General features: G+C 35.8%; 24 protein-coding genes, 1 tRNA gene and 1 rRNA gene. 1 reads left to right on the forward strand and 25 read right to left on the reverse strand.

What is annotated here, in order from left to right:
* Nucleotides 1-222: 222 nt before the first annotated feature.
* The 14 genes from ACTND6_RS06260 to ACTND6_RS06325 form a co-directional block, all read right to left on the reverse strand.
* Nucleotides 223-1,497: an amidohydrolase family protein gene (locus ACTND6_RS06260; RefSeq protein ID WP_441022904.1), complete on the reverse strand. Its 1,275-nt coding sequence runs from the start codon at nt 1,495-1,497 to the stop codon at nt 223-225.
* A gap of 99 nt (nt 1,498-1,596) precedes the next feature.
* The gene (locus tag ACTND6_RS06265) at nt 1,597-2,082 is read right to left on the reverse strand and encodes a cupin domain-containing protein (RefSeq protein ID WP_441022906.1); all 486 of its coding nucleotides are present in this window, start codon (nt 2,080-2,082) and stop codon (nt 1,597-1,599) included.
* A gap of 2 nt (nt 2,083-2,084) precedes the next feature.
* On the reverse strand, nt 2,085-3,476 hold the full coding sequence (locus ACTND6_RS06270; RefSeq protein ID WP_441022908.1) for an MATE family efflux transporter: 1,392 nt from the start codon (nt 3,474-3,476) through the stop codon (nt 2,085-2,087).
* Between the two features lie 62 nt (nt 3,477-3,538).
* A complete protein-coding gene (locus ACTND6_RS06275) occupies nt 3,539-4,525 on the reverse strand; it encodes an ATP-binding cassette domain-containing protein (RefSeq protein WP_441022910.1) in 987 nt (328 codons plus the stop codon).
* On the reverse strand, nt 4,526-5,590 hold the full coding sequence (locus tag ACTND6_RS06280; protein ID WP_441022911.1) for an ABC transporter ATP-binding protein: 1,065 nt from the start codon (nt 5,588-5,590) through the stop codon (nt 4,526-4,528).
* Nucleotides 5,591-5,602: 12 nt separating this feature from the next.
* Nucleotides 5,603-6,526, reverse strand: coding sequence for an ABC transporter permease (locus ACTND6_RS06285; protein ID WP_441022913.1), 924 nt, complete (start codon nt 6,524-6,526; stop codon nt 5,603-5,605).
* Nucleotides 6,526-8,013, reverse strand: a complete 1,488-nt coding sequence (locus ACTND6_RS06290) for an ABC transporter permease subunit (RefSeq protein ID WP_178176404.1) — start codon at nt 8,011-8,013, stop codon at nt 6,526-6,528. The genes ACTND6_RS06285 and ACTND6_RS06290 overlap by 1 nt, the downstream gene beginning before the upstream one ends.
* A 112-nt stretch (nt 8,014-8,125) precedes the next feature.
* Nucleotides 8,126-10,129, reverse strand: a complete 2,004-nt coding sequence (locus tag ACTND6_RS06295; RefSeq protein ID WP_441022915.1) for an ABC transporter substrate-binding protein — start codon at nt 10,127-10,129, stop codon at nt 8,126-8,128.
* A 164-nt stretch (nt 10,130-10,293) separates the two neighbouring features.
* A complete protein-coding gene (locus ACTND6_RS06300) occupies nt 10,294-11,484 on the reverse strand; it encodes a GNAT family N-acetyltransferase (RefSeq protein ID WP_441022917.1) in 1,191 nt (396 codons plus the stop codon).
* 59 nt (nt 11,485-11,543) lie between these two features.
* On the reverse strand, nt 11,544-12,860 hold the full coding sequence (locus ACTND6_RS06305) for a C1 family peptidase (RefSeq protein ID WP_178176411.1): 1,317 nt from the start codon (nt 12,858-12,860) through the stop codon (nt 11,544-11,546).
* A 109-nt stretch (nt 12,861-12,969) separates the two neighbouring features.
* Complete coding sequence (locus tag ACTND6_RS06310) at nt 12,970-14,238, reverse strand: metallopeptidase TldD-related protein (protein ID WP_441022920.1); 1,269 nt, start codon at nt 14,236-14,238, stop codon at nt 12,970-12,972.
* Nucleotides 14,235-15,611, reverse strand: a complete 1,377-nt coding sequence (locus ACTND6_RS06315; protein WP_441022922.1) for a TldD/PmbA family protein — start codon at nt 15,609-15,611, stop codon at nt 14,235-14,237. The genes ACTND6_RS06310 and ACTND6_RS06315 overlap by 4 nt, the downstream gene beginning before the upstream one ends.
* A gap of 8 nt (nt 15,612-15,619) precedes the next feature.
* Nucleotides 15,620-16,453, reverse strand: coding sequence for a DUF4097 family beta strand repeat-containing protein (locus tag ACTND6_RS06320; RefSeq protein WP_441022924.1), 834 nt, complete (start codon nt 16,451-16,453; stop codon nt 15,620-15,622).
* On the reverse strand, nt 16,450-16,764 hold the full coding sequence (locus tag ACTND6_RS06325; protein WP_441022926.1) for a PadR family transcriptional regulator: 315 nt from the start codon (nt 16,762-16,764) through the stop codon (nt 16,450-16,452). The genes ACTND6_RS06320 and ACTND6_RS06325 overlap by 4 nt, the downstream gene beginning before the upstream one ends.
* A gap of 111 nt (nt 16,765-16,875) precedes the next feature.
* On the opposite strand from ACTND6_RS06325, the gene ACTND6_RS06330 reads away from it, so the two are divergent.
* A tRNA-Ser gene (locus tag ACTND6_RS06330) sits at nt 16,876-16,961 on the forward strand.
* A 57-nt stretch (nt 16,962-17,018) separates the two neighbouring features.
* Here the strand turns inward: ACTND6_RS06330 and ACTND6_RS06335 are convergent.
* From ACTND6_RS06335 to rrf, 11 genes are all read right to left on the reverse strand, one after another.
* Nucleotides 17,019-17,624: a DUF4230 domain-containing protein gene (locus ACTND6_RS06335; protein ID WP_441022928.1), complete on the reverse strand. Its 606-nt coding sequence runs from the start codon at nt 17,622-17,624 to the stop codon at nt 17,019-17,021.
* Complete coding sequence (locus ACTND6_RS06340; protein WP_441022930.1) at nt 17,608-17,976, reverse strand: MerR family transcriptional regulator; 369 nt, start codon at nt 17,974-17,976, stop codon at nt 17,608-17,610. Before ACTND6_RS06340 ends, ACTND6_RS06335 begins: the two co-directional genes overlap by 17 nt.
* Nucleotides 17,977-18,114: 138 nt before the next feature.
* Nucleotides 18,115-19,782: a diphosphate--fructose-6-phosphate 1-phosphotransferase gene (locus ACTND6_RS06345; protein WP_441022932.1), complete on the reverse strand. Its 1,668-nt coding sequence runs from the start codon at nt 19,780-19,782 to the stop codon at nt 18,115-18,117.
* Between the two features lie 67 nt (nt 19,783-19,849).
* Complete coding sequence (locus ACTND6_RS06350) at nt 19,850-21,715, reverse strand: ABC-F family ATP-binding cassette domain-containing protein (RefSeq protein ID WP_441022934.1); 1,866 nt, start codon at nt 21,713-21,715, stop codon at nt 19,850-19,852.
* Between the two features lie 54 nt (nt 21,716-21,769).
* Nucleotides 21,770-23,167, reverse strand: coding sequence for an asparagine--tRNA ligase (asnS, locus tag ACTND6_RS06355; protein WP_178176831.1), 1,398 nt, complete (start codon nt 23,165-23,167; stop codon nt 21,770-21,772).
* 20 nt (nt 23,168-23,187) lie between these two features.
* Nucleotides 23,188-23,811 (reverse strand): redox-sensing transcriptional repressor Rex, encoded by a 624-nt coding sequence (locus ACTND6_RS06360; RefSeq protein ID WP_441022936.1) that lies wholly within the window; start codon nt 23,809-23,811, stop codon nt 23,188-23,190.
* A gap of 66 nt (nt 23,812-23,877) precedes the next feature.
* Entirely contained in the window at nt 23,878-24,894 is a 1,017-nt protein-coding gene (gene tsaD, locus ACTND6_RS06365) for a tRNA (adenosine(37)-N6)-threonylcarbamoyltransferase complex transferase subunit TsaD (protein WP_441022938.1), read from the reverse strand.
* A gap of 11 nt (nt 24,895-24,905) precedes the next feature.
* Complete coding sequence (rimI, locus tag ACTND6_RS06370) at nt 24,906-25,322, reverse strand: ribosomal protein S18-alanine N-acetyltransferase (protein ID WP_441022940.1); 417 nt, start codon at nt 25,320-25,322, stop codon at nt 24,906-24,908.
* Between the two features lie 8 nt (nt 25,323-25,330).
* Nucleotides 25,331-25,927 carry a tRNA (adenosine(37)-N6)-threonylcarbamoyltransferase complex dimerization subunit type 1 TsaB gene (tsaB, locus tag ACTND6_RS06375; protein WP_441022942.1) on the reverse strand — a complete coding sequence of 199 codons (597 nt, stop codon included), beginning with the start codon at nt 25,925-25,927 and terminating at the stop codon, nt 25,331-25,333.
* Nucleotides 25,927-26,382, reverse strand: a complete 456-nt coding sequence (gene tsaE, locus ACTND6_RS06380) for a tRNA (adenosine(37)-N6)-threonylcarbamoyltransferase complex ATPase subunit type 1 TsaE (protein WP_441022944.1) — start codon at nt 26,380-26,382, stop codon at nt 25,927-25,929. The genes tsaB and tsaE overlap by 1 nt, the downstream gene beginning before the upstream one ends.
* Nucleotides 26,383-26,494: 112 nt before the next feature.
* A 5S ribosomal RNA gene (gene rrf, locus ACTND6_RS06385) occupies nt 26,495-26,591 on the reverse strand; the annotation flags it as partial.

Consider the following 26,591-nt stretch of genomic DNA (forward strand, 5'->3'; position numbering starts at 1 on the left):
ATCGATTTTATCCTTTGCATATTGATCTAGATTGTTGTAAAAGTTAATGATTTCAGTATCTTTCATAATGTCATCTCCTTGAATGTGATGACATTATAATGCTGCTTAATTGTTGTTACTGTCCATATATTCGTACAATATTAAAATATGTTCACCATTTTGCTAATATAGCCTTATAAAAAAAGAAAAGACGAAGCATTTCACCTCGTCAATTCTCCTATTTCACTTACAAAATACATCCAGTCTTTGTTCGATTTCTTTATCACGTTTTATTTTTGGATGTACCATTTTCCCTTTCGTAAATACAAGTTCAATGTTCTTTAGTGCATTCAGATCATCTAATGGATTTTCTTTTACCACGATCATATCTGCCTGTTTACCTGCATCAATAGAACCAGTTATATCAGAAATACCTGCCAGAATTGCATTCTGTAATGTTGCCGTATATATAGCAAACCCAGTTGTTACACCAACATACTTATGAAAATATACAAGTTCACGATAGAAATCATATTGTGTTATCCAAGGACAGCCAACATCGTTTCCTAAGCCAACTGGAATATGATTTTCTAATGCAGCCTTACTACACTCTACAATGCCATCAAACACCATTTTTCCATTAAATAACTGTGTATCATCAACCTTTGATACAGATGGATCAAATAAAGCAAATGGAAGTGCTGGAGATAAAGTTGTAATTAGAAATGCTTTCTTTTCTTTAAAAAGCTCCATCATTTCCTGATCTGGTTTTGCACCATGTTCAATACTGTCCACACCATTTCTAAGTGCCGCTTTTACACCTTCTGTAGATTCAACATGTGCACTAGTTAATAAACCCAATTGATGCGCTTTTTTACAGATTGCCTGAATCATATCCTCTGGCATCTTCATTTCACCAGGAACACCTTTTTCTTTTGCGTCTAGTACACCACCAGTAATCATCAGCTTCACAAGATCTACACCTTGTGCATAGGAAGCTTCTACAAAGCGTTTTGCTTCTTCATTATTTCTAGCAACTCTAGCAACACTGCCAGCCATATGGCCACCTTCTACCGTGATTCCTTCATTTGCGGCAAGAATCATAGGTCCTGTCTTTTTACCAGCTTTGATTTCATTTCTTAATCGTGTATCAAGATCTTTCAAGCCACCAACAGTACGAATTGTTGTAACACCACCATACAATTCCAGTTTGGCAAAATTACATACCATTTGATACGCAATTGCTCTTGTTACGGGATTTGAAAACAGAAAATCCACTGTTTTCTTGTTATCTTTCTGCTTTCCTGAATGTGCACCATTGCCAGCTAGATGCACATGCATATTGATGAGTCCCGGTAAGATATACTTTCCTTCCAGATCAATAATGTCATAGCCACCTTGCAATGATTTCGTGATCTTTTCAATCTTTCCATCACTTACATAGATATACTTTCCTTCTTCTACATGCATATCTCTGTGTCCATTTAATAATTTTGCATTTGTAATTACATATCTCATATACGTTTGCTTCCTCTGTATTCATTATATTAAAAAAAGGACGTAATGTCCTTCTATTAGCATTTTAGAAGAGTGCGCCGTCCTCATAGGGGTGGTAGTTCATAAAACAGTTTGATCAATTTGTGCATCAGCCATAAATAAATGATGGATATTAGAAGTATCACAGGATACTTCACTTTCTTTCACTAAACGGAATCCAGAATATTGAAATTGTGGAGTTGTTGCACAAGATACAAACGTATAAGAATCTTGTGATAAATTCTCTGCCGCAAACATGACACCTTTAGGAATGACAACCATTGCTTCTTCGGAATCTTTCATACCAAGATTTTGTGAAGTTACATTTCCATCTTCATCGATCATTGTAATCTTCATTCCACATCCTTCATGGAAATACCAGATTTCATCACAGTCAATGACATGAAAATGAGAAATATCATTCTTTACTAACATGAAATAGATACTGCCTGCACATTCTCTATTTTTCTGATACAAGTATGGGGCAGTATATACTTCCGCAAAATGTCCACCTTCTGGATGTGGATGTAAGTGATACTTTTCAATTAACTGTTCAATACGATTCATTTCTACTCTCCTGCAACTAAGTTATTGACCCAGATTCCTTTATGAACAAGGAATAAACCTAAGATGACTTTATATAAGTCTACAACAGTTACAGTCAAATACATATATTGAATTGGAAGCGTTGTAAAATGTGCAAGCGCATAAGCGACTGGAAAACTCACAAAAATTGTTCCAACAGAATCAAACAAGAATGTAATAATTGTTTTTCCTCCACAGCGCAGCGTAAAATAAGATGCGTTGTAAATTGCGGAAATCCACATTGTCATTCCGCCAAAGCGAAGCATTGTTGCGGCAACATTTCTAACACTGTCACTTGTCTGATATAAAGCTGGGAACAGTGGTGCAAGCAACATTAATGAAATACCAAAGCAGATTGCAATCATGACTGTACATACAATCAATTTACGATCTGTATCTACTGCCTCTTCAATATTACCAGCGCCTAAATGCTGACCAACCATAATAGAAATACTGTCACCCATTGCAATATTTGATACAAAGAATAAATTCGTAATCGTTGAAGAGATGTTATATGCAGCTAAAGCATCAATTCCTCTTGTGGAATAACATTGCGTAATCATAGCTGTGCCAATGGACCACATAATTTCATTACATACAAGTGGGAAACCTTTGATACAGATAGATTTCACTAAATTCGCTGGAATCGAAAAATGATGAAATAGCCCTGTATAGAATGGAAATCTTTCTTTATTTTTTAAAGCAAAGAAAATGGAAAGAAGCATTTCCGCAAATCGAGAGATTACAGTTGCGATGGCTGCACCTGCAGGTCCTAAAGCCGGAAAGCCAAATAAACCAAAAATCAGAATGCTATTTCCAATAAAGTTGACAACAACTGCAGATACACTGGCAATCATTGGTAATCTTGTTTCACCACATTCTCTCATGGAAGATGAAATACATTGAGATAATGCAAATGGAATAAATCCAATTGTCATAATATAAATATATTGTGTTGCATATTCCATTGTCTTAGTAATCGTAGTTAAATCATCCTGTTCTGGATGCATAAATAAGCCAATGAGATTCTTTCCAAATACAAGAAAGCCAAAGATAAATATGCAGGCAATTAATATTTCAACAATCAATTTAAAACGCAGACAATTTCTAACACCATCTGTATCTTTCTTTCCAGCAAACTGTGCTCCAAAAATACTCGCAGCAGATATCGATCCAAATACCGCAAGATTAAATACTGTAACGATCTGATTTGATACAGAAACGCCACTCATTGCAAGTGTACCTTTCTGACCAACCATAATGTTATCCAGCATATTTACAAAACTAGTAATCAACTGCTGAATGAGTAAAGGTATCGCAATGACGAATACCTTATAATAAAACTGTTTATTTCCTATATACTTATTTAATTTCATTTGTAGATTCTACCATACCTCATATAAAAAGACTATATCTTTCAAAGATACAGTCTATTTGATTATTTCTGATAATGCTTTTTGAATTCTTCCATTTCAGCATCATTACAGTAAATGAAATGACCAGGAACAATTTCACGGAATGTAGGTGCATTTTCAGCATAATTCCACTTCTTTGCTTCCGCTTCTTCATCAAATGTAATTAATGTCTTTGCTTTTTCAATTTCTGGGTCAGGTAATGGAATTGCTGACATCAATGAAATTGTATAAGGATGCATTGGATTCTTGAACAATTCATTTGTTTCAGCAAGTTCTACGATCTGTCCCTTATGAATAACCGCAATTCTATCTGAAATATAACGAACGACAGATAAGTCATGTGCGATGAAGATTTGTGTTAAACCCTTATCACGTTTAAATTCATTCAACAGATTTAATACCTGTGCACGAATAGAAACGTCCAAAGCAGAAATAGGTTCATCCGCAATCAGTAATGTTGGTTCCATAACCATGGCACGCGCAATACCAATACGCTGTCTTTGACCACCAGAGAATTCATGTGGATATCTTGTTGCATGTTCAGCAAGTAATCCTACAGATTCCAATGCGTTCAATACCTTCTGCTTACGATCTTCTTCATCTTTATATAAATGGAAGTTCTGTAAACCTTCACTGACAATATAGTCAATTGTAGCTCTTTCATTTAAGGAAGCAGCTGGATCCTGGAATACCATCTGCATATTTCTGATAACCCAACGCTGATCTTCATGAGAAATCTTTCCGTTGATCTTCTTACCCATGAAATATACATCACCATTAGAAGTAGGATTGATACGAATGATTGCACGACCAATTGTTGTTTTACCAGAACCAGATTCACCTACAAGAGAAAAAGTTTCTCCCTTATATACGTTAAAGTTAACGTCATGAACTGCCTTGAATTCCTTTTTTCCATTATAGAAAGTAACAGCGAGATCTTTTACTTTCAATAAAATTTCTCTTCCGTTTTCATCCTTTTCGAGGACAGGATTCTGTAATGTTTCACTCATTTAATGTTCCTCCTGTTCTGCAATTACCTGCTTCATTCTTTCATGTAGTGATGTTACCTGTGCTGGTGGTTCAACCTTTGGAGCTCTTGGATCCAACAGCCATGTTTTTGCATAGTGTGTATCTGTTACCTTAAACATAGGTGGTTCTTCTTCAAAGTCAATTTCCATTGCATAGTCACTTCTAGGAGCGAATGCATCACCCTTGATTTCATCATACAAGCTAGGTGGAGTACCATGAATTGCATATAATGGTTCTCCCTTGATACCAAGCTGAGGTAATGAACTCAATAAGCCCCAAGTATATGGATGCTTTGGTTCATAGAAGATTTCATTTACAGTACCATATTCAATGATCTGTCCAGAATACATAATAGCGACACGATCAGCTACATTTGCTACGACACCTAAGTCATGTGTAATGAAGATGATTGTATAGCCATACTGCTTCTGCAGCTTCTTGATCAAACGAATGATCTGTGCCTGAATTGTAACGTCTAGCGCTGTTGTAGGTTCATCACAGATCAAGATATCTGGATGACAAGCCAAAGCAATCGCAATAACGATTCTCTGTCTCATACCACCAGAATACATGAATGGATATTCATCGAATCTGCCTTCAGCATTGTAGATACCAACTTCTTCCATCAATTTGATTGCTTCTTCTTTTGCTTCTGCAAAAGATTTACCCTGGTGCTTTTCAATAACTTCTGTAATCTGCTTTCCAATTGGAATAATTGGGTTTAAAGAAGTCATAGGGTCCTGGAAGATTGTGGCAATCTTCTTACCACGAATTGCTTCCCAGTCTGCATCTGTTTTATTTGCATAAAGGTCTTTACCTTCAAACATTGCTGTACCATTCGTAACTTTACCATTGCTTTCAAGCATACCAGTAAATGTTTTTGTAAATACTGATTTACCAGAACCAGATTCACCAACGATTGCTAATGTTTCGTCTTTATATAAATCAATAGAGATATTACGAATCGCTCTTAATTGTTTGCCTCTGACTGTGAACTGCACTTCAACATCGGAAGCAGATAAAATGATTTCCTGATTTGTTGTCATTGTTTTGCCTCCTTATCTATGTGTTCTTGGGTCAGCAGCATCCGCTAATGTCTGACCAGCTACATATAATGAAACTGTAATAATTGCAGAAACTGCAACTGGAATCCAGAATAAATAACCTGAGTTTGTCATAAAGATTCTATTTGCAGAAATTGTTTTACCTAAAGATGGTGTACTTTCACCAACACCAATTCCTAACCATGCTAAGAATACTTCAAGAGAGATATATGATGGCAAGTCTCTTGAAATAGAAGTAACAATAATAGAAATCAAATATGGAAGAATGTTATTTTTAACAATTGTCCATTTGCCTGTACCTAAGCATCTAGATGCAAGGTTATATTCACGGTCACGAATAATCATAACCTGTGTACGAATGAAGTATGCTGTACCTAGCCAGGAAGTAACAGACATTGCGAAGATCAACTGCCAGAAACCTCTGCCTAAGATATACATCATAACGAATACGATCAATGTAAATGGTACGTTAGCGATAATGTTATAGATTTCAATCATCCATTTATCCATGGATTTAGAATAACCCCAGATAGAACCAACAGTAACACCCAATGTAATTGTGATCAATGTAGTTAAACCAGCAATTCCTAAAGAGTTACGTGCACCGATCCACACTACATTCCACAAGTTATCACCATAACTGTCAGTACCAAACAAATACTTAAAGCATGGGCCAATAAACTTCATAGAATCATTGTTGATATTTGGATGAGAAATACCATTGTATCCACTGAGCATTGGATCAATGATAGATAATAGGATAACAATAGATGCAATAATCAAAATTGCAATTGTAGATTTCTTGCTTAAGAATTGTTTGAATACAGATCTCCAGTAAGAATACTTAGGAGCAGCAATATGTTCTGATTCACGTTCGTCACTTTTAACGAATACAAATTTATTATTCATTTCACTCATCAGTTTGCACCTCCATCATCTGTTAATTTAATTCTTGGATCCACAACCGTCATTAACAAGTCACCAATCAATACTGAGAAGATTGATAGAGATGTATAAAGAATTGTTAAAGCGACGATCATTGCGTTGTTATGCTCATTGATAGCATCTGGTAATAATTTACCTGTTCCAGGAATCGCAAATACTGTTTCAGTTAATACAGCACCTGTGATTGTTAAGATAATACTTGCTGGAAGGTCATGAACAATAGGAATGACTGCGTTTCTAAGAATATGCTTCTTAAAGATTTCACTCTGTGAAAGACCCTTTGCACGAGCAAACTTAACATAGTCTGCATTAGACTGGTCTAACATATATCTTCTTGTCCAAAGCATTAAGGAACCAGTATTCATTAAAGCCAAGATAACAATTGCTGGAATATAGCTCTTAATATTATGTGCCCCAAGTGAAGGGAATGACGTTGGGAAACCTAATAAATAGAAAACCTGTCTTCCAAAGAAGATAAATGCAAGTGATGGTACCGCAATCATGAAGTTGATCCAAACTGTACCAATATGGTCTGCTGCCTTACCTTTATGAGAAGCCATTAACATACCAGCAGGGATTGCAATACAATAAGCAAGCAATAATGCCAATACACCAAAAGTCATAGATGTAGCAATCATTGATGGATCTTTCTTCGTTGTATCACAAGTTGCATAGTTGTCTGTAAATTTATTCTTGTCTAACTTATCAAGGTTCTTTGTTGCCTTATATGTGCAGCTATGCTGAATTACAGCACTCTTTGTCTTAGAGCCTGTTTCAAATTTCTGCATTGTAGATTTTTCTGTACCTTGACCAGAAGATATTACCTTAGAAATATCTGTATATGCATAAGAAGGATATGATTTACCTAAATTCAAAGAAATTACATTCTGATGAATAAATGGGAAACTTCCATCAAAATAAATCAAATACTTATGCTTTGTACCTTCACCCATTAATGCAGGTACACCATTATAATCTGTTCCGAAATAGATTCTTCTCTTAAGATCTGGATTAGAACTGTCGTTCACTCTCCAAGGATGATCGATTTCAATTAAGTTAGAAAAGAAATTTGCGACGATCTTGAAAATTGGAACATCTTTGTAAGCATAATAACCACCAGCTTTATACTGCTTTACTGTCCAACCATCTGCTTCATACTTTTCTGCGACTTCATTTGCCTGTGATGAACCATTCACATTACAAGCTTCAACGCTATCAGCAGCGTAAGCTTTACACATATCTACCTGTTCATCAAAGTAAATATAACCTAATCTTTCATAGGCTGTGTTTTTATATCTCTCTCTGTCATCTGCCTTACCACCTAACTTCTGATATGTTGGGTCAGTCTTGAAAATCAAATGACGAGGTATTAATGTATAAATCATAACCATAGCGATAACAGTTACGATAAATGCAGAGAGAATTGCACGTACTACACGCCCCCATACATATTTTTTCATAATTTATGTCCTCCTTTCACAATTTTTCGTGAAATTTATCGTTTTCTCAAAACAAACGATAAGGAGGCACAGCCTCCTTATCATCTATTGTAATGTTTTTTGAAGTTCGTTATTACTGAGCGTTCTTCTTAGCGTCAGCAACCTTGTCCTTCTTCCACTGTTCATAAGCTGCGTTGTAATCTTCAGCCTTAACAGGATCCTTCTGGATGATCAAGCCCTTGTACTTGCTTGACTGATAAGCACCAGAGAATGGAACAGCTCTAGAAAGTGTGAAGTTAACTGCTGATGTCTGAGTCTGAACTGGAATAGCAATCGCATTATCTAAGATATATGCTTCAGCCTTTGCTTCAGCTGCATAACGAGCATCGAGGTCATCATTGATTGCATATGCATCATCGATCATCTTCTGGTAATCAAGTAAGCCAGCTGCTTCGATAGCTGCATCGTTAGCCTTGTTATCAGCGTCGTTATCATATTCATTTGATCCATAGAAGCATAGACCCATGGACTGTGATAGAACGTCACCGTTAACTGGTGAGAAGATGCTTAAGTATGTCTTAGGATCGATGTAGTCAGCACCCCAACCTGTTGAAGTTGAGATATCCCAGCAAGCATCCCATGGACCTGTAGCTGTGTAAGAAGAAGCTGTGTATTCATCATCACTTACTGAGTGAACAACGATATCAACGTTTTCAGAACCTAAAGATTCTTCGATGGACTGTTCAAGTGAAGCTGCCTGCTTTGGTAATGAAGCAGAAGCATCATCTGTTAACAGGTCAAGAACGATTGGCCAGGAAACGTCTGTTAATTCCTTCTTGGCAAGTTCTAATTCTTCCTTAGCCTTTTCAGGATTGTAAATGGAGTCCTGTCCTTCAGAAAGATCGATTGATGGATCTTCACTAGCTGCCTGAACTAATTCACCATAAGACTTACCATCAGAAGTAGTAACAAAGTCCCATGGAGTTTCAAGAGTACGAATTACCTTTTCAGCAATTGTCTTGTCCATAACTGTTGCCATGTAGGAAACTCTATCGAGACCATACTTGAGAGCTTTTCTAAAGTGAGTATTTAGAAGTGCCTTCTTTGCATCAGCCTGCTGAGCCTTTGTCTTTGATGAGTTGTCAAAGTTTGTTCTGTTGAAGTTGAAGTTGATACCAAATGTATAAACATTCTGCTGAGGGTTGAATGCATATTCCTTATACTGTTCTAAGTAAGATTCGAAATCCTTAGCAGTTGTTAATAATGTAGCCTGATAGTAAGGATTAGATTCAGATTCAAAGCCCTTAACTGTAGAAGCTGGATCAGAACCGTCATCAAATACACGGTTTACATTCTGGATGTATACGTGTTCAGCATCCCAGTACTGTTCATTCTTATGCATCTTCTGAGAAGACTTAGATACGATTTCATCTAAGATGTATGCACCATTGTAAAGAATGGATGATGGGTCTGTTGCCTTACCATAGCTACAGTTCGTTGGGTCTGGTGAACCAAGCTTACAACCATCGCCCTTGCTTTCAAGGAATTCCTTGTTTACTGGCCAGAATGAGTTGTTAGCTACAACTGTATGGAAGAATGGTGTTGGGGCTGTTAATGTGTATTCAACAGTCTTGTCATCAAGAGCCTTGATACCAACCTTGTCCCAGTCAGCATCTGTTCTTTCAGACTTGCCATATTCTGCCAAGCCCTTAACATAGCTTTCAGCAATCGCAATTGTTGCACCCTGGAAATCAGATAAGTGACGAACACCGTTTACGAAGTCTTCAGCTGTAACATCAGCATATTCTTCTTCCGTGTTTGTAACCCACTTAGCATCTCTCAGGTGGAATGTCCAGACTGTAGAGTCTTCATTGTGTTCCCAGCTTTCTGCTAGATCGCCTACGTAGTTATTATATTTGTTAATTTCTGTAAGACCATCTACCAGGTTAGTTGTAATCTGGGCATCAGTAGCATTCTGTGATAAATGCCAATCCAATGTTTGAAGATCACTTGTGAAGACGTAGTTAGCATCTTCGGATGTTGTGTTTGTTGCTTCTGAACCAGCTGAACCAGCTCCGCCTGCAGAACATCCTGCAGCGAGAAGTACTGCCATAGAAGCACATAAAATCTTTTTCATAGTACTTTTCCCTCCAAAGTAGTTACTATTTTAAAGTTTGTGTTAAGGTGCGTCAACGCAAATATGAACTTTTCATGAAAGATTGCAGATGAAAAATTGAAAATTTTGAAAATGTTTCATAAATTCATTCGTTTCCTGGGAAAAAACATGTGTTTTTCATTCAATTACAGTTTTTTTGCAAATACTGTACTACTTGCTTTTATAAAGCCTTGTTTTATGAATACTGCAATATTTTTGCCATTTTCATCCATTTCAACTTTGATTTCTTCGATTCTATTCTTCTTTGCTTCTTCAACGAAAAGTTGTAATGCCTTTGTTCCAATCCCTTGTTTTCTCTTGGAATACTCTACAATCATATGCATCCAGCAGGTTGTATCTGTCTCTTTCACATATCCGATTTCTCCAGCATAGGAATGATTCTCATCAAAAATATAGCGATAGAAATAATTCTCATCCAAACCCCATTTCTGATAAAATGGTTCCCATTTTTTTCTATCAAATGGAAAAGGTCCACCATTTGCTTCATTGAATGACATCGTCTTTTCATCTTCAACAAGTTGCTTACGATACCATAAATCTTCAATATGCGGCTGAAATAAGCAAACTTCATTTTTCAGTGTTAAAGCAAATTCTAATTCAATTTCAAATTTTGAATGGTTATGGTTAGCTTCATTTAAACCTGTATTGTTATATTCTTCTGCAAATGTATCTCCACATTCTAAAAATGTATATGGTTCAAATCCATAGAAATCTGCCACTGCCTCTACACCTGCAATTTCCATTTCCACTGCCAGGCAGCCTTCTTCTCTTCTTTTCTGTACTGCTCCTCTTGTTTCTCTTGTAAATGCATCTGTTGTCCAGACTCTTCCTTCAATGTATGGAATATGATTTTCTTTAAAAAACGAAGCTACTTTCTCGTGATTTTTGATTGCAATATAGTCTGAAGGTTTTTTAAAATGATATGACATGCCTTCATCACGATAGCTTTCTGTAGGAATAATATACTTTCCTTTTGTCTTCTCACTGATACTTCCACAAGATCCAGACATGATAAAACGATATGCACCACTTACCCACGCCGCTTCAATCATACATTGCGCGCACATTGTACTTCCTAATTCTGTGAGATAGAATGCAATCTCTTTTCCCTTGTATACAAGAGACATGATATCTGTAGAGCCATTACATCCTCTAATTTCAGATATTTTTTTACATGCATATGTTGTTAATATTTTCTGATAGATCTGATCTGAAAAGATAATGATGCATGTATCCACCATCTTTCCTTGTTTTCCATAAAAATCTTCTTCATTGATATATGTTTCTGTTGCAATATCAAACGAATCTGTAATCATAAATTATTCCTCCCAAGATAAAAAATACACATCCTTAACAAAGAATGTGTATACCTTGATTAGTCAGCTAATGTTCCAAATGGATCCCATGGAGCAACCTGAACAGGTTCTTTATCAAGTGCAGCTAAAGCTTCTTTTGACAAGAACTTCTTATTCACTGCAACAACATACATGTATTTATCAAACCATGTATCACTTCCAATAAAATATCCCTGATTTGCAACTTTATCACCCCAGGAGTTTTCAATCTTCCATCTGTTTGGTTTTCCATTTTCATCAAGATTGACACCTGTCAGCATCATTGCATGGTTCATTGCAGACTGATGTGCATCCAGCATTTCTGCTTTTGTCATAGATAGATCCATATCTAATGTATTTTCATAGTCATACTGTGCATCATCCCATAGACCACTTTCACGATCTCCATCTGGTCCGCAATCACATCCAAACCATACTGGTTCTCCACTCTTCAACTGTTCAATCGTTGCATTCTTGAATTCATCCAATGGTAAGTTCAACATATTGATTGGATTGCCATTTACGACGTTTCCAAGATATTCAACAGTATATGTCTTGTAATATTCCTTGTTAGATGTAGGTGCATTGATGCAGTTAATGTAGTCATCAATATCTGCACCTAAATAATTTTCATAGAACTGTGCTGGTGTTACGTGATATTCAGCGTGATGCTTCTCAGAAGCATCTACATACTCAAATGTAAACTCCTTTGGTGGCAAACCAAAGCAGGAAGCAATCAAAGAATAGATTTCTTTTAATGCCTGTGCCTTTAGAGCAGGAATATCTGCACCTTCTTTTCTTGTATCCACAACAAACTTTCTAAGTCTCTTATTCAAAAGTCCATTCATTGTTCTTGTATGAGAAGACTGATATGTTTCTGGCATTGCTGTCTTTGGACATAGTCCATATTTCTTAACGAGAGACTGTACCATATTCCACTGTCCGCCATCGCCAACAGCCCAGCTTAAAAGATATCTCATCTTTTCACTATCCATTGGATTGTTAATTTCATTTAATGCACATTCCATAAACCAGTTTGCTTTTTCTAGTTTATCAAAGAAGGCAATATAATTCTGTGATAGTTCAAATTCTTTAATGTTATATTTCTTAGCAATTTTTTCTCTTAAGAAATTCATTGAAGAGAAAATCCAGCATCTTCCAGACTGCATTTGATTTGTTGCCTTCATTGTTTTTAAATCTACACTAAAGATATCAGGATTATGACATTCTGCATCAAATACACGTGAAATAGTATTTAAATCATTCTTTGTCAATGCATTTCTTACAACACGTGCCTTCGCATCTGCTTCATAATTTGTACGTAATTCATTTAATAATGTGCTTGAGATTTCTTCCATAATTCACACCCTCACTCTCAGTGACTTCTATCCTATCACATAAAAAAGAGAACGCTCTTCAAAACGTTCTCTATTATTTAAAATTTTTTACATTTGTCTGAAAACTTTTTCAAGCAATGTTTAAATTCTTAAAGATAAAGTATTTTGGTCCCTGGTATTTCTGCGTCGTTGTATTTTCGCTGGAAAATTCAACATCTTGTAATGCTTCATAGATATTTCCCGTAATAGAAAAACCAGTTAATGGAATATACTTCTCTCCATCAAAGTATCTAGCCAGTCGAACTTCTCCTCCAAAATAGCCAGAAGCACTTTCTAACTGCGGTGCAGAGAAATGATCAATAATCAAATGTGGCTGCAAGGCATCTACTGTATTCTTTGCTTTAATCTCAGCAACTGGATAGGAACCAGTAATTTGTTTGGCATTTAGATAATGACCATATTGAATATCACCAAATAAATTTGTGTTAATACCATCATGGATAATTTCTGTTTCTTTTAATACAACACCATGATTGTCAAATGTCCTTGCATTTGCGGCACCTTCGATCTGTCCTTTTAGAATCATATCAAACTTTGTATTTGAAACAGGTTTATCAATATCATAGTGATTCGATTGTGTCACGTGAGAAGCATAGGATGTATTCTCCATGATATTGCCTACAATAAGGTTTGCCATTTCACCATACATGTATACTGGTGTATCTTTTGTAATATTCACTGTATCAATCGTCCTGGCAATACTTCTTTGCTTTACTAAATGTAGAATATCACGGATATCCTGTTCAATAGATGCTTTATCAAATGTGTTATTTCTGTAATATTTATATGATTCAAATTCTTCATTGTTATGACTACTTGTAGGAATCGTTTCAAATTCAACAGATAACTTTGTATCTACATGATGTACATCATTAGAATTCAAAAATTCTGTACGTGTAACATAGACAAAGATTTCCGTTGCATTCAGCCAGCTCTCACTTGACTGATTTGCCTCATCAATTGCTTCAGCAGCTTTTAAAGCAATCGCATTTAAAGATTCTTTATTTGCCGATTCCTTGATCAAAGAAGTTTGATTGGATGCTAAAGGATAATATGGATTCAAAGCTGTTTCTGCTTTTTTAACAGCAGCAGTAATTTTAGCATTTAAAGAATCAGCATCATCAGCACTAGTTACCGCAATCATACTGCTTCCTCTTTTATCATCTACATCTTTATATACAACAATAGAAACTGTATCTGTATTTACAACACGGTTTAATTCCATCTTCTTTTTCACAAAGAATAATTCACTTGCATTCTTTGTAACTTTTGTATATTCATAATCAGATAAATCTGAATGATTTTTTAATACTTGTACGATTTCTTCTGTATTCATCATGATAATTTTGCTTTTCCTTTCAAATATGGTCCACCATCAGACACAAATACCCATTCTTTATGTCCTTTACCACACATTCCCATACCAAAGATATGAACATCTTTAGATACCATTGAAATAGAGTTTAACAAGTCTACAACACTTCCAGAAATCACAACTGGAGCAACAATATGATCTGTCAGTTTTCCATCAACAATTTCAATTCCATATCCTGCAGTACACTGGATCTGCCAGTTTTTAGGATCTTCCATCCCATTATTGCTTTGACATAAGTAATATCCATGTTTAATTGATTTAATCATATCTTCTACAGAATCATTGCCTGCATCAAAGAATGTATTTGTCATTCTTGTATATACTTTACGTTTATAAGATTCTCTTCTTCCATTTCCTGTTGGTGCTGTCCCAAGTTCCATTGCACTCAGACAGTCAGAAATACCCGTTTGCAGAATACCATTTTTAATAATATTTGTTTTGCCAGCTTCAACGCCATCATCATCAAAGAAATAGGAAGCTGCAGAAACGCAGGAAGCTGCACCATCATACATATTCACAACATCACTTGCTACTCTTTTCCCAACGTACTGTACTGCCTTGGCACGTTCTTTTACAAACATATCCATTTCCACGCCATGTCCAAATGCTTCATGTGCAATTAAACCCGCAACTGCTGGATCACAGATGATATCGTATGTTCCTGCTTCAATTGGACGTGCATTTAACAGTTTCAATGCAATATCAATCACTTCATCTTTATCTGCATCAATCTTATCCAGGACAAGCTGACTGTCTACTTCTCCCTCTCCAGTAAAGTTCATCTTGATATTATCTCCATCACGTACAACAACCTGCATCATAGCATTACACCAGTCATATTTCTGATCCAGGCATTTATTTGTGGAAACAAAGATCTTAGAAGTTTCACGTTTCATAAATACACATCCGACTTGAATAACTTTTGGATCTTTTGCATGTGCATACTCTTTGATTGCATTTAGTCGCTGATAGATTTCTTCATCCCTCAAGGAAGAGGCATCTTCTCTAGCAAAAGATTCTACATGTTTATTTTCTTTTAAGCATGGGATACTTGTCGCAAATGGTGTTGAAATTGTTATCGCATCAATAACATTTTCAGCATGCAGTCCACGAATATCATCGCAGGAATATTCACTGTAATGACCATCTTTATACACCTTGATTACAAATCCGCATTCATTATCCAATTCATCAATCGAAGAGGATACCGTTGTTATGAGTGCTTTCTTTGTTTTGACGTAATTGCCAAGAATGCTGACATATTCATATGTCTCATTTAATTCTTGTACAAGTGTTTTTGCATCTTCGATTCTAGATTTTAAAAATTCATTTATCATATTCACCCTCACTCAAAATCGATATCGATATCTCCAGAGATAGTCGTTGCTTCAATCTTTTTATTTCCATTTCCATATTTTCTAGAACGGAATAATTGATTGCTTCTTACCGTATAGTTTTTCTCATCATCGCTGATCAGAACTTCCATATCTCCAGACACGCTTTCCAGTTCCATATTGTAAGTAGAAATATTCTTAATTTCAATATCTCCAGATATACATTCAATATGCAGATCATGTGCTGTCGAAGATTTAATATCAACATCACCAGATGCACATTCACAATGCATATCTTCAATATTACAATCTTTCATTTCTACATCACCAGATGCTACTTCAATTTTCAGTTTATCAGTTGAAATACTGGAAAGCGTTACATCTGAAGAAGCACCTTCAATTCTAATCTTTTCATAGCGAACATTACAAGGAACATTCACAATCACTTCTGCACTGTGATTACCAAAAAAGAAGCCATCTTTTAATTTCTTTTCTTGAATGCGTAATATATGTTCTTTATCAATAATTGTAAATCGTTTTGGATCAGTAAAATTAACTTCCACATCATTCACATCTTTGACTTGAAATGTAATATCTGCGCTCATCATACGTACATCTATTTCTTTCAAGCAAGAAGCGATTTCTTTTGCTTTAATTTCCTTTTGAAGGATAGAAGATGCAACGTCTTCCACCGTACCAAAAGATACGATAATATCTTCTTCTGTTTCACCTTCTTCTTTTTTATCTTCTGCGAATTCTCTCATATATTCAATAACACTCTGTACATCATCATATGCATTATCGTTTAATACTTTTTCTAGTTCCTTCAAGTAGTTTTCAATCATTGTCTGGCCTCCTTTTGAATATAGTGATATATATTCATTAATTCCTGAAGATCTTCTAAATAATCCTTAATCTTTTTTACACCAGCTGGTGTAATATGATACATTTTACGTAGGCGATAATTATGTTCTTCTGTATATACTGTTAAGCTGCCATTTTTCTCTAGTCTTCTTAAAATGGGATATAACGTAGACTCAGAAATGTCTATGACATCATGCAGGTCTTTTATGATCTTATATCCATAAGAGTCTTCTTTTAATAATGCAGTGAGTACACAAATATCTAAAATACCTCTTTTTAGCTGTGCATCCATATTTACACCTCCTGTTATTACTATATATCGCATAGTATTACTTGTAAAGAAGTATTATGTAAGTTTTAAAATTATTTTTCAAAAGAAATATGATATAATAATTTTCGCTATGGAGAAGTACCCAAGAGGCTGAAGGGATCGGTTTCGAAAACCGACAGGCGTGAAAGCGTGCGGGGGTTCAAATCCCTTCTTCTCCGCTGAACCATCATTAGGATGGTTTTTTTATTAAAAAAGCAGAAGCATGTAACTTCTACTTATTCTGTTTCGAATTGAATCTTATATTCTTTTGTATTGTATTCAGAAGCAAAGAATCCCTTTAAAACAAGTTCTGCATTCTTTTCAGCTTCTTCATATAAGCCATTTTCAATTGCATCTTTTTCTGCACGATCAATCAATTCCTGTAATGCCTTGTTTTGTGTTTCCAGCTTGATTGTCGTAAACATAGAATCCTGTTCATGGTATACCTTGAAACTAGATGTATCCAAATCTTTTGATAATGTCTGTACCTTTGGAAGCTTTACTGTAATCAGTTTCTTCTCTTCATCCACATCATATGTAATTTTTGTAAAGTCATAACCAGCTTTGATTTTGACATCATAAGAGTAAATTTGCTTTGCCTGTGTAAATGGGATATCAAGACCAAATGCTTTCTGCCCATCTGCAATCATTTCAATTTCCGTACAGTAGGCACTCTGTGTTGCTAATTCTCCAATGTCTTCAAATGTCAGTTTAGCTGTCTTTCCATCAGTCTGCGCTTCTTTATTACCAATTTTTGTTCCTATAAATAATCCTCCAACAGTAAAAACTACAATCAATACGATTGTCAGTATTCTTTTTGTTGCTTCATTCAATTGTTTCATCATCATTCTCCTTTAATTCATGGATGAGCTTTTCAGCATAATGAATTCTGTGATTCATTGCTTCGATATCAAGATTCATTTGAACAATCACCTTTTCTAATACTTGCACTTTGATTTTGTTAGATTCATTCATCATTTGTTTAATACGCTCAAGAGATACTCCTGCTTTTTTATACTTTAAAATCATCTGTAGTTTCAGTAATTGCTCCTCATCATAAAGCTTTGCTTTCTGTTTCCCAGCACGAATCGTTGGTTTCAGTATACCAACCTTGTCGTAGTAATACAACGTTTTCCTTGTAACATGCATCATTAAACATACTTCATTCACAGTTTTCATCTTTTGCCTGGACATCTAAAAAGCATTTTAAAACCGTTCCTTCAGGGAACGGTCAAGTGCTATTTGATGCTTCTCCTCCTAGAGTGAAATATGTTTTTTTCGCGCATACAAAAAAGACTCTAGGATCATCCTAAAGTCTTCAAATAGAAATGATTACTTCATCAAACCCTTTTCAAGAGCAAGAGTTCTTGTTGTGAGGTCGCAAACTTCACTTGGTCCATAGTACTGGATAGCACCTGGATAAGTATAAGCTGTTTCAACAGACCATTCAGCTCTGTGTGCTTCAAAGTACTTGAATGGAGCACCGTCTAATTCAACAAGAGCCTTTCTGATAACTGGCTTATCTTCACCATGTCTTCTTTCCATGTTCATCATCTTAGTGATTGGCATACCACCAGCTACCCATTCTTCAGCTGGCTTGGAAAGATTAGAGATCTTGGAGAGGTATCCATTGTATCCATACTGGATGAGCATGAATGCATTGTAACCTAATGAATAGCAGTAGTCAGCATCGAAGTTAGATGGGAATGCACATCTTCCTTCATAACCAAAGAAGTGGTGTAATGCATTGAACTTGCCATTGTACTTGCCGTTCTTTCTTCTTTCTTCCAAGTTAGCCTTTACAAGAGCAGAGAATAACTTTTCAGATTCAATTAATGAAACCTGTACGTTTCCATGTGGGTCTCTTTCTAAGAATAACTGCTGCTGAATTGTTTCAGGAAGAATAGCAAATACTGCCATGGATTCAGCTGTTAATCCCTTTTCGATGAATGCATACTTGTCTTTCCATGTAGGTAATGCATTGAATTCATCAGCCTTGCTTCCAGCTAATAATTCATTGATTTCTCCAATTAATACTGAGAATTCAGGAACGAATTCAACTACACCTTCAGGAATAATTGCTACACCGAAGTTCATACCCTTTTCACTTCTAGCAGCAACACTATCAGCGATATAGTCAGCGATAGAAGCTAAAGACATCTTCTTAGCTGCAACTTCTTCAGAAATCAAGCAGATGTTTGGCTGTGTTTCAAGAGCACATTCAAGAGCTACGTGAGAAGCAGAACGTCCCATAACCTTGATGAAATGCCAATACTTCTTAGCAGAGTTAGCATCTCTTTCAATGTTACCGATAACTTCACTATATGTCTTTGTAGCTGTATCGAAACCGAAAGAACATTCGATATCTTCGTTCTTAAGGTCGCCATCGATTGTCTTAGGGCAGCCAATCACCTGAACACCTGTGTTATGTGCAGCAAAATATTCTGCTAATACTGCAGCGTTTGTATTTGAGTCATCACCACCGATGATAACGATAGCTGTAATACCATGCTTCTTGCATACTTCTGCAGCTACTGCGAACTGTTCTTCTGTTTCAAGCTTTGTTCTGCCAGATCCAATAATGTCAAATCCACCTGTATTTCTATACTGGTTGATAAATTCATCATCGAATTCTACATAGTCATCATCTAATAATCCACTTGGACCATTCTTAAATCCATAAAGTACATTTTCAGCACTTGTTGCTTTCAAAGCATCATATAGACCACAAACAACGTTGTGTCCGCCAGGTGCCTGTCCACCAGAGAGGATAACACCAACAACCTGCTTCTTAGCTGCAGATGTGTTTGTACCCTTTTCAAATGTGATTTCCTTTTCTCCATATGTGTTAGGGAATAAAGCCTTGATCTTTTCCTGATCTGCAACAGACTGTGTTGCTTCGCCTTCCTTAACGCAGATTTCTGAAATACCGTTTCTTAGCATGCCAGGTAATTTTGGAGCATACTTTAATCTTTCAGCTTGTAATGGTGAAATATTCATTCTCTTTTTTCTCCTTTTCAAACAAACAAATTTTAATGCATTTTGCGATTATCGTAAATAGAAAGAACTACATTTCTTCCATCAATTCTTCCCATTTCTTTTCCAGATGTGCAATTTCATTGTGGATATCATCAATATCCTGATCCAGTGCATTCATCTTTGTATAGTCCTGATAGTATTCTGGTTCAAAGCGTAATGCGCGCATATCTTCTAATTCTTCTTCTTTTTCTTCAATCTGTTTTTCCAGTTTTGCGAGTTCTCTTTTTCTTGCTTCTGGTGAAATCTGTCTACGTGTTGCTTCAGAAGTTACTTGTTTTTCCTCTTCATGTGAACTTGATAAAACTGGTTTTGCATTTTCACTTTGCATATATTCATCATATGTCTGATCGATAAACTCTGCTTTTCCATCTTCAAATCGAATTAAACCAGTTGCCAATTGTTGAATAAAATAACGATCATGAGAAACAAATAAGATAGAACCTGTAAAGTCTTTTAAAGATTCTTCCAAAGCTTCTTTTCCAGGGATATCCAGATGGTTTGTAGGTTCATCGAGAATTAATAGATTTGCATGTTCAAGTAACAGTTTTGCGAAAGATAAACGTACTTTTTCTCCACCTGATAAAACATCTACAGATTTAAATACGTCATCCGCACTGAATAAGAATTGTCCCAAGACACTTCTAACTTCTGTACGATCTAAGTCTGGATGTTCATCCCATAATTCTTCTAAAACTGTTTTTCCAGATGAGAATTGTGCTAATTGCTGATCAAAGTATCCTTTTTCAATTTGATGACCAAATAGATAGGAACCACCTAAAGAAGGAATGATTTCCATTAATGTTTTCACAAATGTTGATTTCCCTGTTCCATTTGGACCAATAATAGCGATACGATCCCCACGTCGCATCTTCATAGTCACGTCTGTTAATACATGGTCATAGCCAATCTTTAAGTGATCTGTTTCCAGTACCTTTTCTCCGCCTTTGATTGCCGGAGTGAAGTGTGCATGGAATGTTTTTGTATCTGCCTGATCAACAGACAGCTTTTCCATACGATCTAGATACTTGATCTTTGATTGTGCAAATGCTGCCTTGTTTTTTTTGTATCTGAACTTTTCAATCAACTGCTGTAAACGTTCAATATCTTTCTGTTGACGCTGATATGCATTCTGCTGACGTTCCAGATCATTGTCTCGCTGGATTGTGAATGAAGAATAATTCCCTGCGTAGCGTTTCATTTTTCCATATTCCATATTGTAGACAACTTCTACTGTATGATCTAAGAACATTCTATCGTGCGATACAATCACAACAGCTTTCGGATAGTTTTTCACATATCCTTCCAGCCATTCGATTGCATCGATATCTAGATGGTTTGTAGGTTCATCCAGTAATAAGATATCTGGTTTACTCAATAACAATCTAACAAACGCAACTCTCGTTTTCTGACCGCCTGAAAATGTACCAATGGTTTTATTCAGATCTTCTAAAGAAAATCCAAATTTGGTAAAAACGGTATTCATTTCAGACTGCCAGTTATAGCCATTCATTGCTTCAAACTGTTCCTGCATCTGTGCATATTGCATCATGATCTTTTCAGAATAATCTGTTGCCATTTGTTCTTCTAAAGCATTCATTTTCTTTTGCAGGGCAAATAAAGGCTCGTAGATTGTCATTAACTCTTGTTCTACAGTCCACTCATCATGTTCAAGTACTTTCTGTGCAAGATAGCCAATACGTGTTCCATTCTGCATATTGATCGTACCTTTATCAAAGTTCTCTTCACCACACATGCATCTTAAAAATGTTGTTTTTCCACAACCATTTCTTCCAACAAGTGCAATCTTTTCATTTCCTTTGATTTCAAAATTAATATCTTCAAATACAGTATCTGCACCATAATACTTTGATGCTTTTGAAATTTGATATAACATATATTTCTCCAAAAAAGGAATGGAAGTTTTGTTCCATCCCTTGTCTATTTATGATTAGAAATTTAAATTTCTAGGTGTTCTTGCGAATGGAATGACATCACGGATGTTTTCCATACCTGTGATATACATAACAAGTCTTTCAAATCCAAGACCGAATCCAGCATGCTGGCATCCACCATATCTTCTTAAATCAAGATACCATTGGTAATGTTCCTTGTTCATTCCAAGTTCATCCATACGTGCTTCAAGAACTTCAAGTCTTTCTTCACGCTGAGAACCACCAACAAGTTCTCCAACGCCTGGTACTAAGCAGTCAACTGCAGCGACTGTCTTGCCATCATCGTTTTGTCTCATATAGAATGCCTTGATATCCTTTGGATAGTCTGTTAAGAATACAGGACCCTTAACAACCTTTTCTGTAAGATATCTTTCATGTTCTGTCATGAGATCCATGCCCCATTCAATCTTTGAATTTTCAAACTTCACACCATCTTCAACAGCCTTCTTTAAGATTTCAATACCTTCTGTATAAGGCATTCTTCTAAATTCACTGTTACGAACATGGTTTAATCTTTCCTGTAAAGTTGTATCGATTCTTTCATTGAAGAACTTCATTTCTTCTGGACATGTTTCATAAACATAATCAATGCAGTACTTGATCATATCTTCAATCACATCCATGTCATATGCAAGATCTGCAAATGCCATTTCTGGTTCAATCATCCAGAACTCAGCTAAATGGTTAGTTGTGTTAGAATTTTCAGCTCTGAATGTTGGGCCAAATGTATAAACATCTCTGAATGCCAATGCAAAAGCTTCTGCCTGCAGCTGACCAGAAACAGTTAAAGAAGCATGCTTTCCGAAGAAATCCTCTTCATACTTACCATCTTCTCTTGTTGTAACTGTGAATGTTTCACCAGCACCTTCAGCATCTGCACCTGTAATTTCTGGTGTATGTACATATACAAATCCCTGTTCCTGGAAGAATGTATGAATTGCCATAGCAAGCGCACTTCTAACTCTAAATACAGCTGAGAATGTATTTGTACGAGGTCTTAAATGACCAATTTCTCTTAAATATTCAAAAGAATGTCTCTTCTTCTGTAATGGATATGTGGAATCACAAGCACCTTCCAGGTTGATTTCAGTTGCCTGAATTTCAAATGGCTGCTTTGCATCTGGTGTAATTTCCAGCTTACCAATGACGGAGATCGCTGTACCTGTTAAATACTTACTAACTTCATCATAATTTGTCAATGTATCAGCAGTATAAACAATCTGTGCATTCTGATAGTAAGTTCCATCATTTAACGCAATAAAAGATACATTCTTACCAGATCTATTTGAACGAACCCATCCCTGCAGCTGAACATATTCAATCTGGTCCTTTTCATATTGTGTTCCTGTTGAAGTGAGTCCATATAACTCACGAATACTCATTTCTGTTGGCATAATTAATTCCCCTTACTTCTTTAATCTTTCATAGAGTTTGTTTCAAACACAAGCTCCTGTATACTACTAACAACATCTACTTGTTTTACATATACTCCCTGCGGAACAGAAAAATGGTCTACCGCAAAACTTACAAATCCTTTTATACCAGAACCTACCAAAAGGTCAACTGTATTCTGTACATCTTGTGAAATACATAGGATTGCTATTCTACATCCTTTTGGCAGTTTTTCTCTGATATCTTTTAAAGCATAGACAGGTACAGAAGCACCTGTTACTTTATCTGGCATTAAATCAAACGCACATACAATTTCACCAACAACATGATTCCACTTATTGTAGTTTAATAATGCTTTTCCTAAGTTACCTGCCCCAATCAACACGATTTTTTCATCAAAGTTCACACCCAACTCATCTGAGAATATTTTAATCAGATCATCAACGTTATATCCATACCCTTGTTTTCCTAAACTTCCAAGGAATGAGAAATCTCTACGAATTGTTGTGGATTCAATGGAAACATAATCAGCTAATTGGCGGGACATGATTTTTGTTTCACCGTCTGCTTTTAACTTTCTTAGTGCTTTTAAATATACTGGATATCTTTGTAATGTTGCTTTTGGTACTTTTCTTTCTGTTGTCATAGTAATCACCTATAAACTATTTTAACACTGAAAAGAGAGTTTGTGAAAAAAAGAATAATTTTAATATTATTCTTCTCCTGGCATTGGCAATGATGGATCTGCTGAAACATCAAATCCGCCACGAATGCCGTTTTTATATGCGACATATCCTGTCGCACCAATCATGGAAGCATTGTCTGTACAATACTTGATTGGAGGTTGTGATAATTCAATGGAAGGGAATTTCTTCATTTCTTCCTCTAACATCACTCTTAATCTAGAGTTTGCCGCAACACCGCCAGCAGTCACAACCATCTTTGGCTGCAGGTTTTTAACTGCGTTCATTGTCTTAGATACCATTAAACCCAAAGCTGTTTCCTGGAAAGCATACGCAACATCTTCTTTAATGATTGGATTGCCTGCTTTTTCTTCTCTTTGAATCAATTGAAGAACAGCTGTCTTCAAACCTGAGAATGAGAAGTCATAAGGACTGTCAACCTTTGGTGTTGGTAAATGATAATGTTCTTTTCCATTCTTAGCCATCTTATCAATGACTGGTCCACCTGGATATCCTGTACCTAGTACTCTAGATACTTTATCATAAGCTTCACCAATGGCATCATCCCTTGTTTCACCTATCACTTTGAAATCATATTCTGTTTCCATCCAGACAAGCTGTGAATGTCCACCACTGATAACTAATGCAAGCAGTGGAAACTGTAAATCATGATCTAATGCAAAACGGTTTGCATAAATATGTCCTGTCATATGATTTACTGGTACAAGTGGCTTATGAAACTGCCATGCCAGTGTTTTTGCGGCCTGTACACCTACATGTAAAGATCCTATGAGTCCTGGGCCTTGTGTAAATGTAATCGCATCAATATCATCCATTGTTACATTTGCCTGCTTCATTGCTTCTGTAATGACAGTACTGATATTTTCAACATGGATTCTACTAGCAACTTCTGGTACGACTCCACCATATTGTGTATGTACATTGATCTGTGAAGATACAATGTTTGATAATATTTCTTTTCCATCTTTTACAATGGCACATGCAGTTTCATCACAACTGCTTTCTAGTGCTAATAACATTGTCATAATATTCTCTCCTAAAGCTGAACCATTAAATATGCATCTTCACCATCAGCATAATATTTCTTTCTTTTACTGACTGTCTGAAATCCAAACTTCTCATATAGCTTTATTGCATTCGTATTTGAAACACGAACTTCTAAAGTGAAATTTTCACATTTACTTTGTTGGATCTTCTGTAAACAAAATTGCATCAACTCACTTGCAATACCTTGATGAAGAAATTCTTTCTTCACCGCAATATTGGCAATTTCAGCATTTTCATATGCAATCCAAAGATCTACATACGCTACAGCTTCACCATTGATTTCTTTTACATAGATGCAAGAATATGGGTTACTTTCTAATTCATTTATAAAATCTTGTTTTGACCATGGATCTTGAAACGCCTGCATTTCAATTGCATTTACCGCATCAAGATCATTTTGACTCATTTTCCTAATCATGCTTTTTTCTGTGGTAAATAAGATGCAGAAGACTTCAAATATTCAGGAACAACAAGATGGACATTATCATGTTTTTCCCATTCATCTCTTAACTCTAAAAAGTTATCTACAATATCTGGCCATTCATCTTGTCTGCCGACTAAAGCACCATCACCTACAATATTGACATCACCAATTTCAAGATCTTCGATTTCAACTGCACGTTCTTCTTCTAGAGCTTTGCCATCATTAAATAAACAAGTATAAACACGTTTTCCTCTAGCATCTGTAACGACACGGCAATTTTTCTTGCCAGCATACAGTAATAATGTTGAAACAGTATAAATAGGTTTATCAGCCATCGCACAGAAAACCTTAGCTACTGCCATCGCAATTCTTACACCTGTATAAGAACCAGGTCCCTTAGAAATAACAATCTGATCAATGTCTTCTGGCTGCAGATGACAATCATCCATTAATGCAATCAATCTAGGAAATAGTTCTTCACTTTGTTTTTTCCAGCACTTTTCTTGTACTTTTCCAATTACCTGATCATCTTTGATCAATCCAATAACAAGCCAAGTGTGGCTTGTATCCATACATAAAGTTATCATTATCTGATATCCTCCAATAAATTTTCGTATTGATTTCCATGAGCTTCAAAACAGAATTCTCTTGCACCATTTTCTAATAAATGAATAGAAATCATTAAATATTCTTCAGGAATTAAATATTTCATGAATTGTGACCATTCAATTACTGTTAATCCGTCATCATAGAAATATTCATCAAATCCAAGATCTTGTTCAATTCCTTCCATACGATAAGCATCAATATGGTAAAGATTCATTTTCTCACCATGATAGATTTTCTGAATCGTAAAAGTTGGTGAAGTAACATTCCGTTTAATTCCAAGACCTTTTGCGATACCTTGTGTCAACGTTGTTTTTCCAGCACCAAGATCACCATCTAATAAAATGACCATATTCTCAGAAACGTTTTGTCCTATCACATTACCTAACTGATGTGTTTCTTCAGTAGAGTTTGTAATCTTCTTTAGTTCTTTCATAATTTCGCCTCGCTGAGGTATTATACAGCCAAATGAAAAGATAAGAAAGCAAAAAAAGGCAGGAAAAAGTCTTCTTGCCTGAAATTAAGAAAAAAAATAAAAAAAAGCAAAGACCTGGCAACGTGCTCGATTCACCGTAAGGCTATTTTTGCCGCTGATGTGCTTAACTTCTGTGTTCGGGATGGGAACAGGTGTGACCACATCGCTAT

The organism is Bulleidia sp. HCP3S3_C9 (genome assembly GCF_052064035.1).
Lineage (GTDB): Bacteria > Bacillota_I > Bacilli_A > Erysipelotrichales > Erysipelotrichaceae > Bulleidia.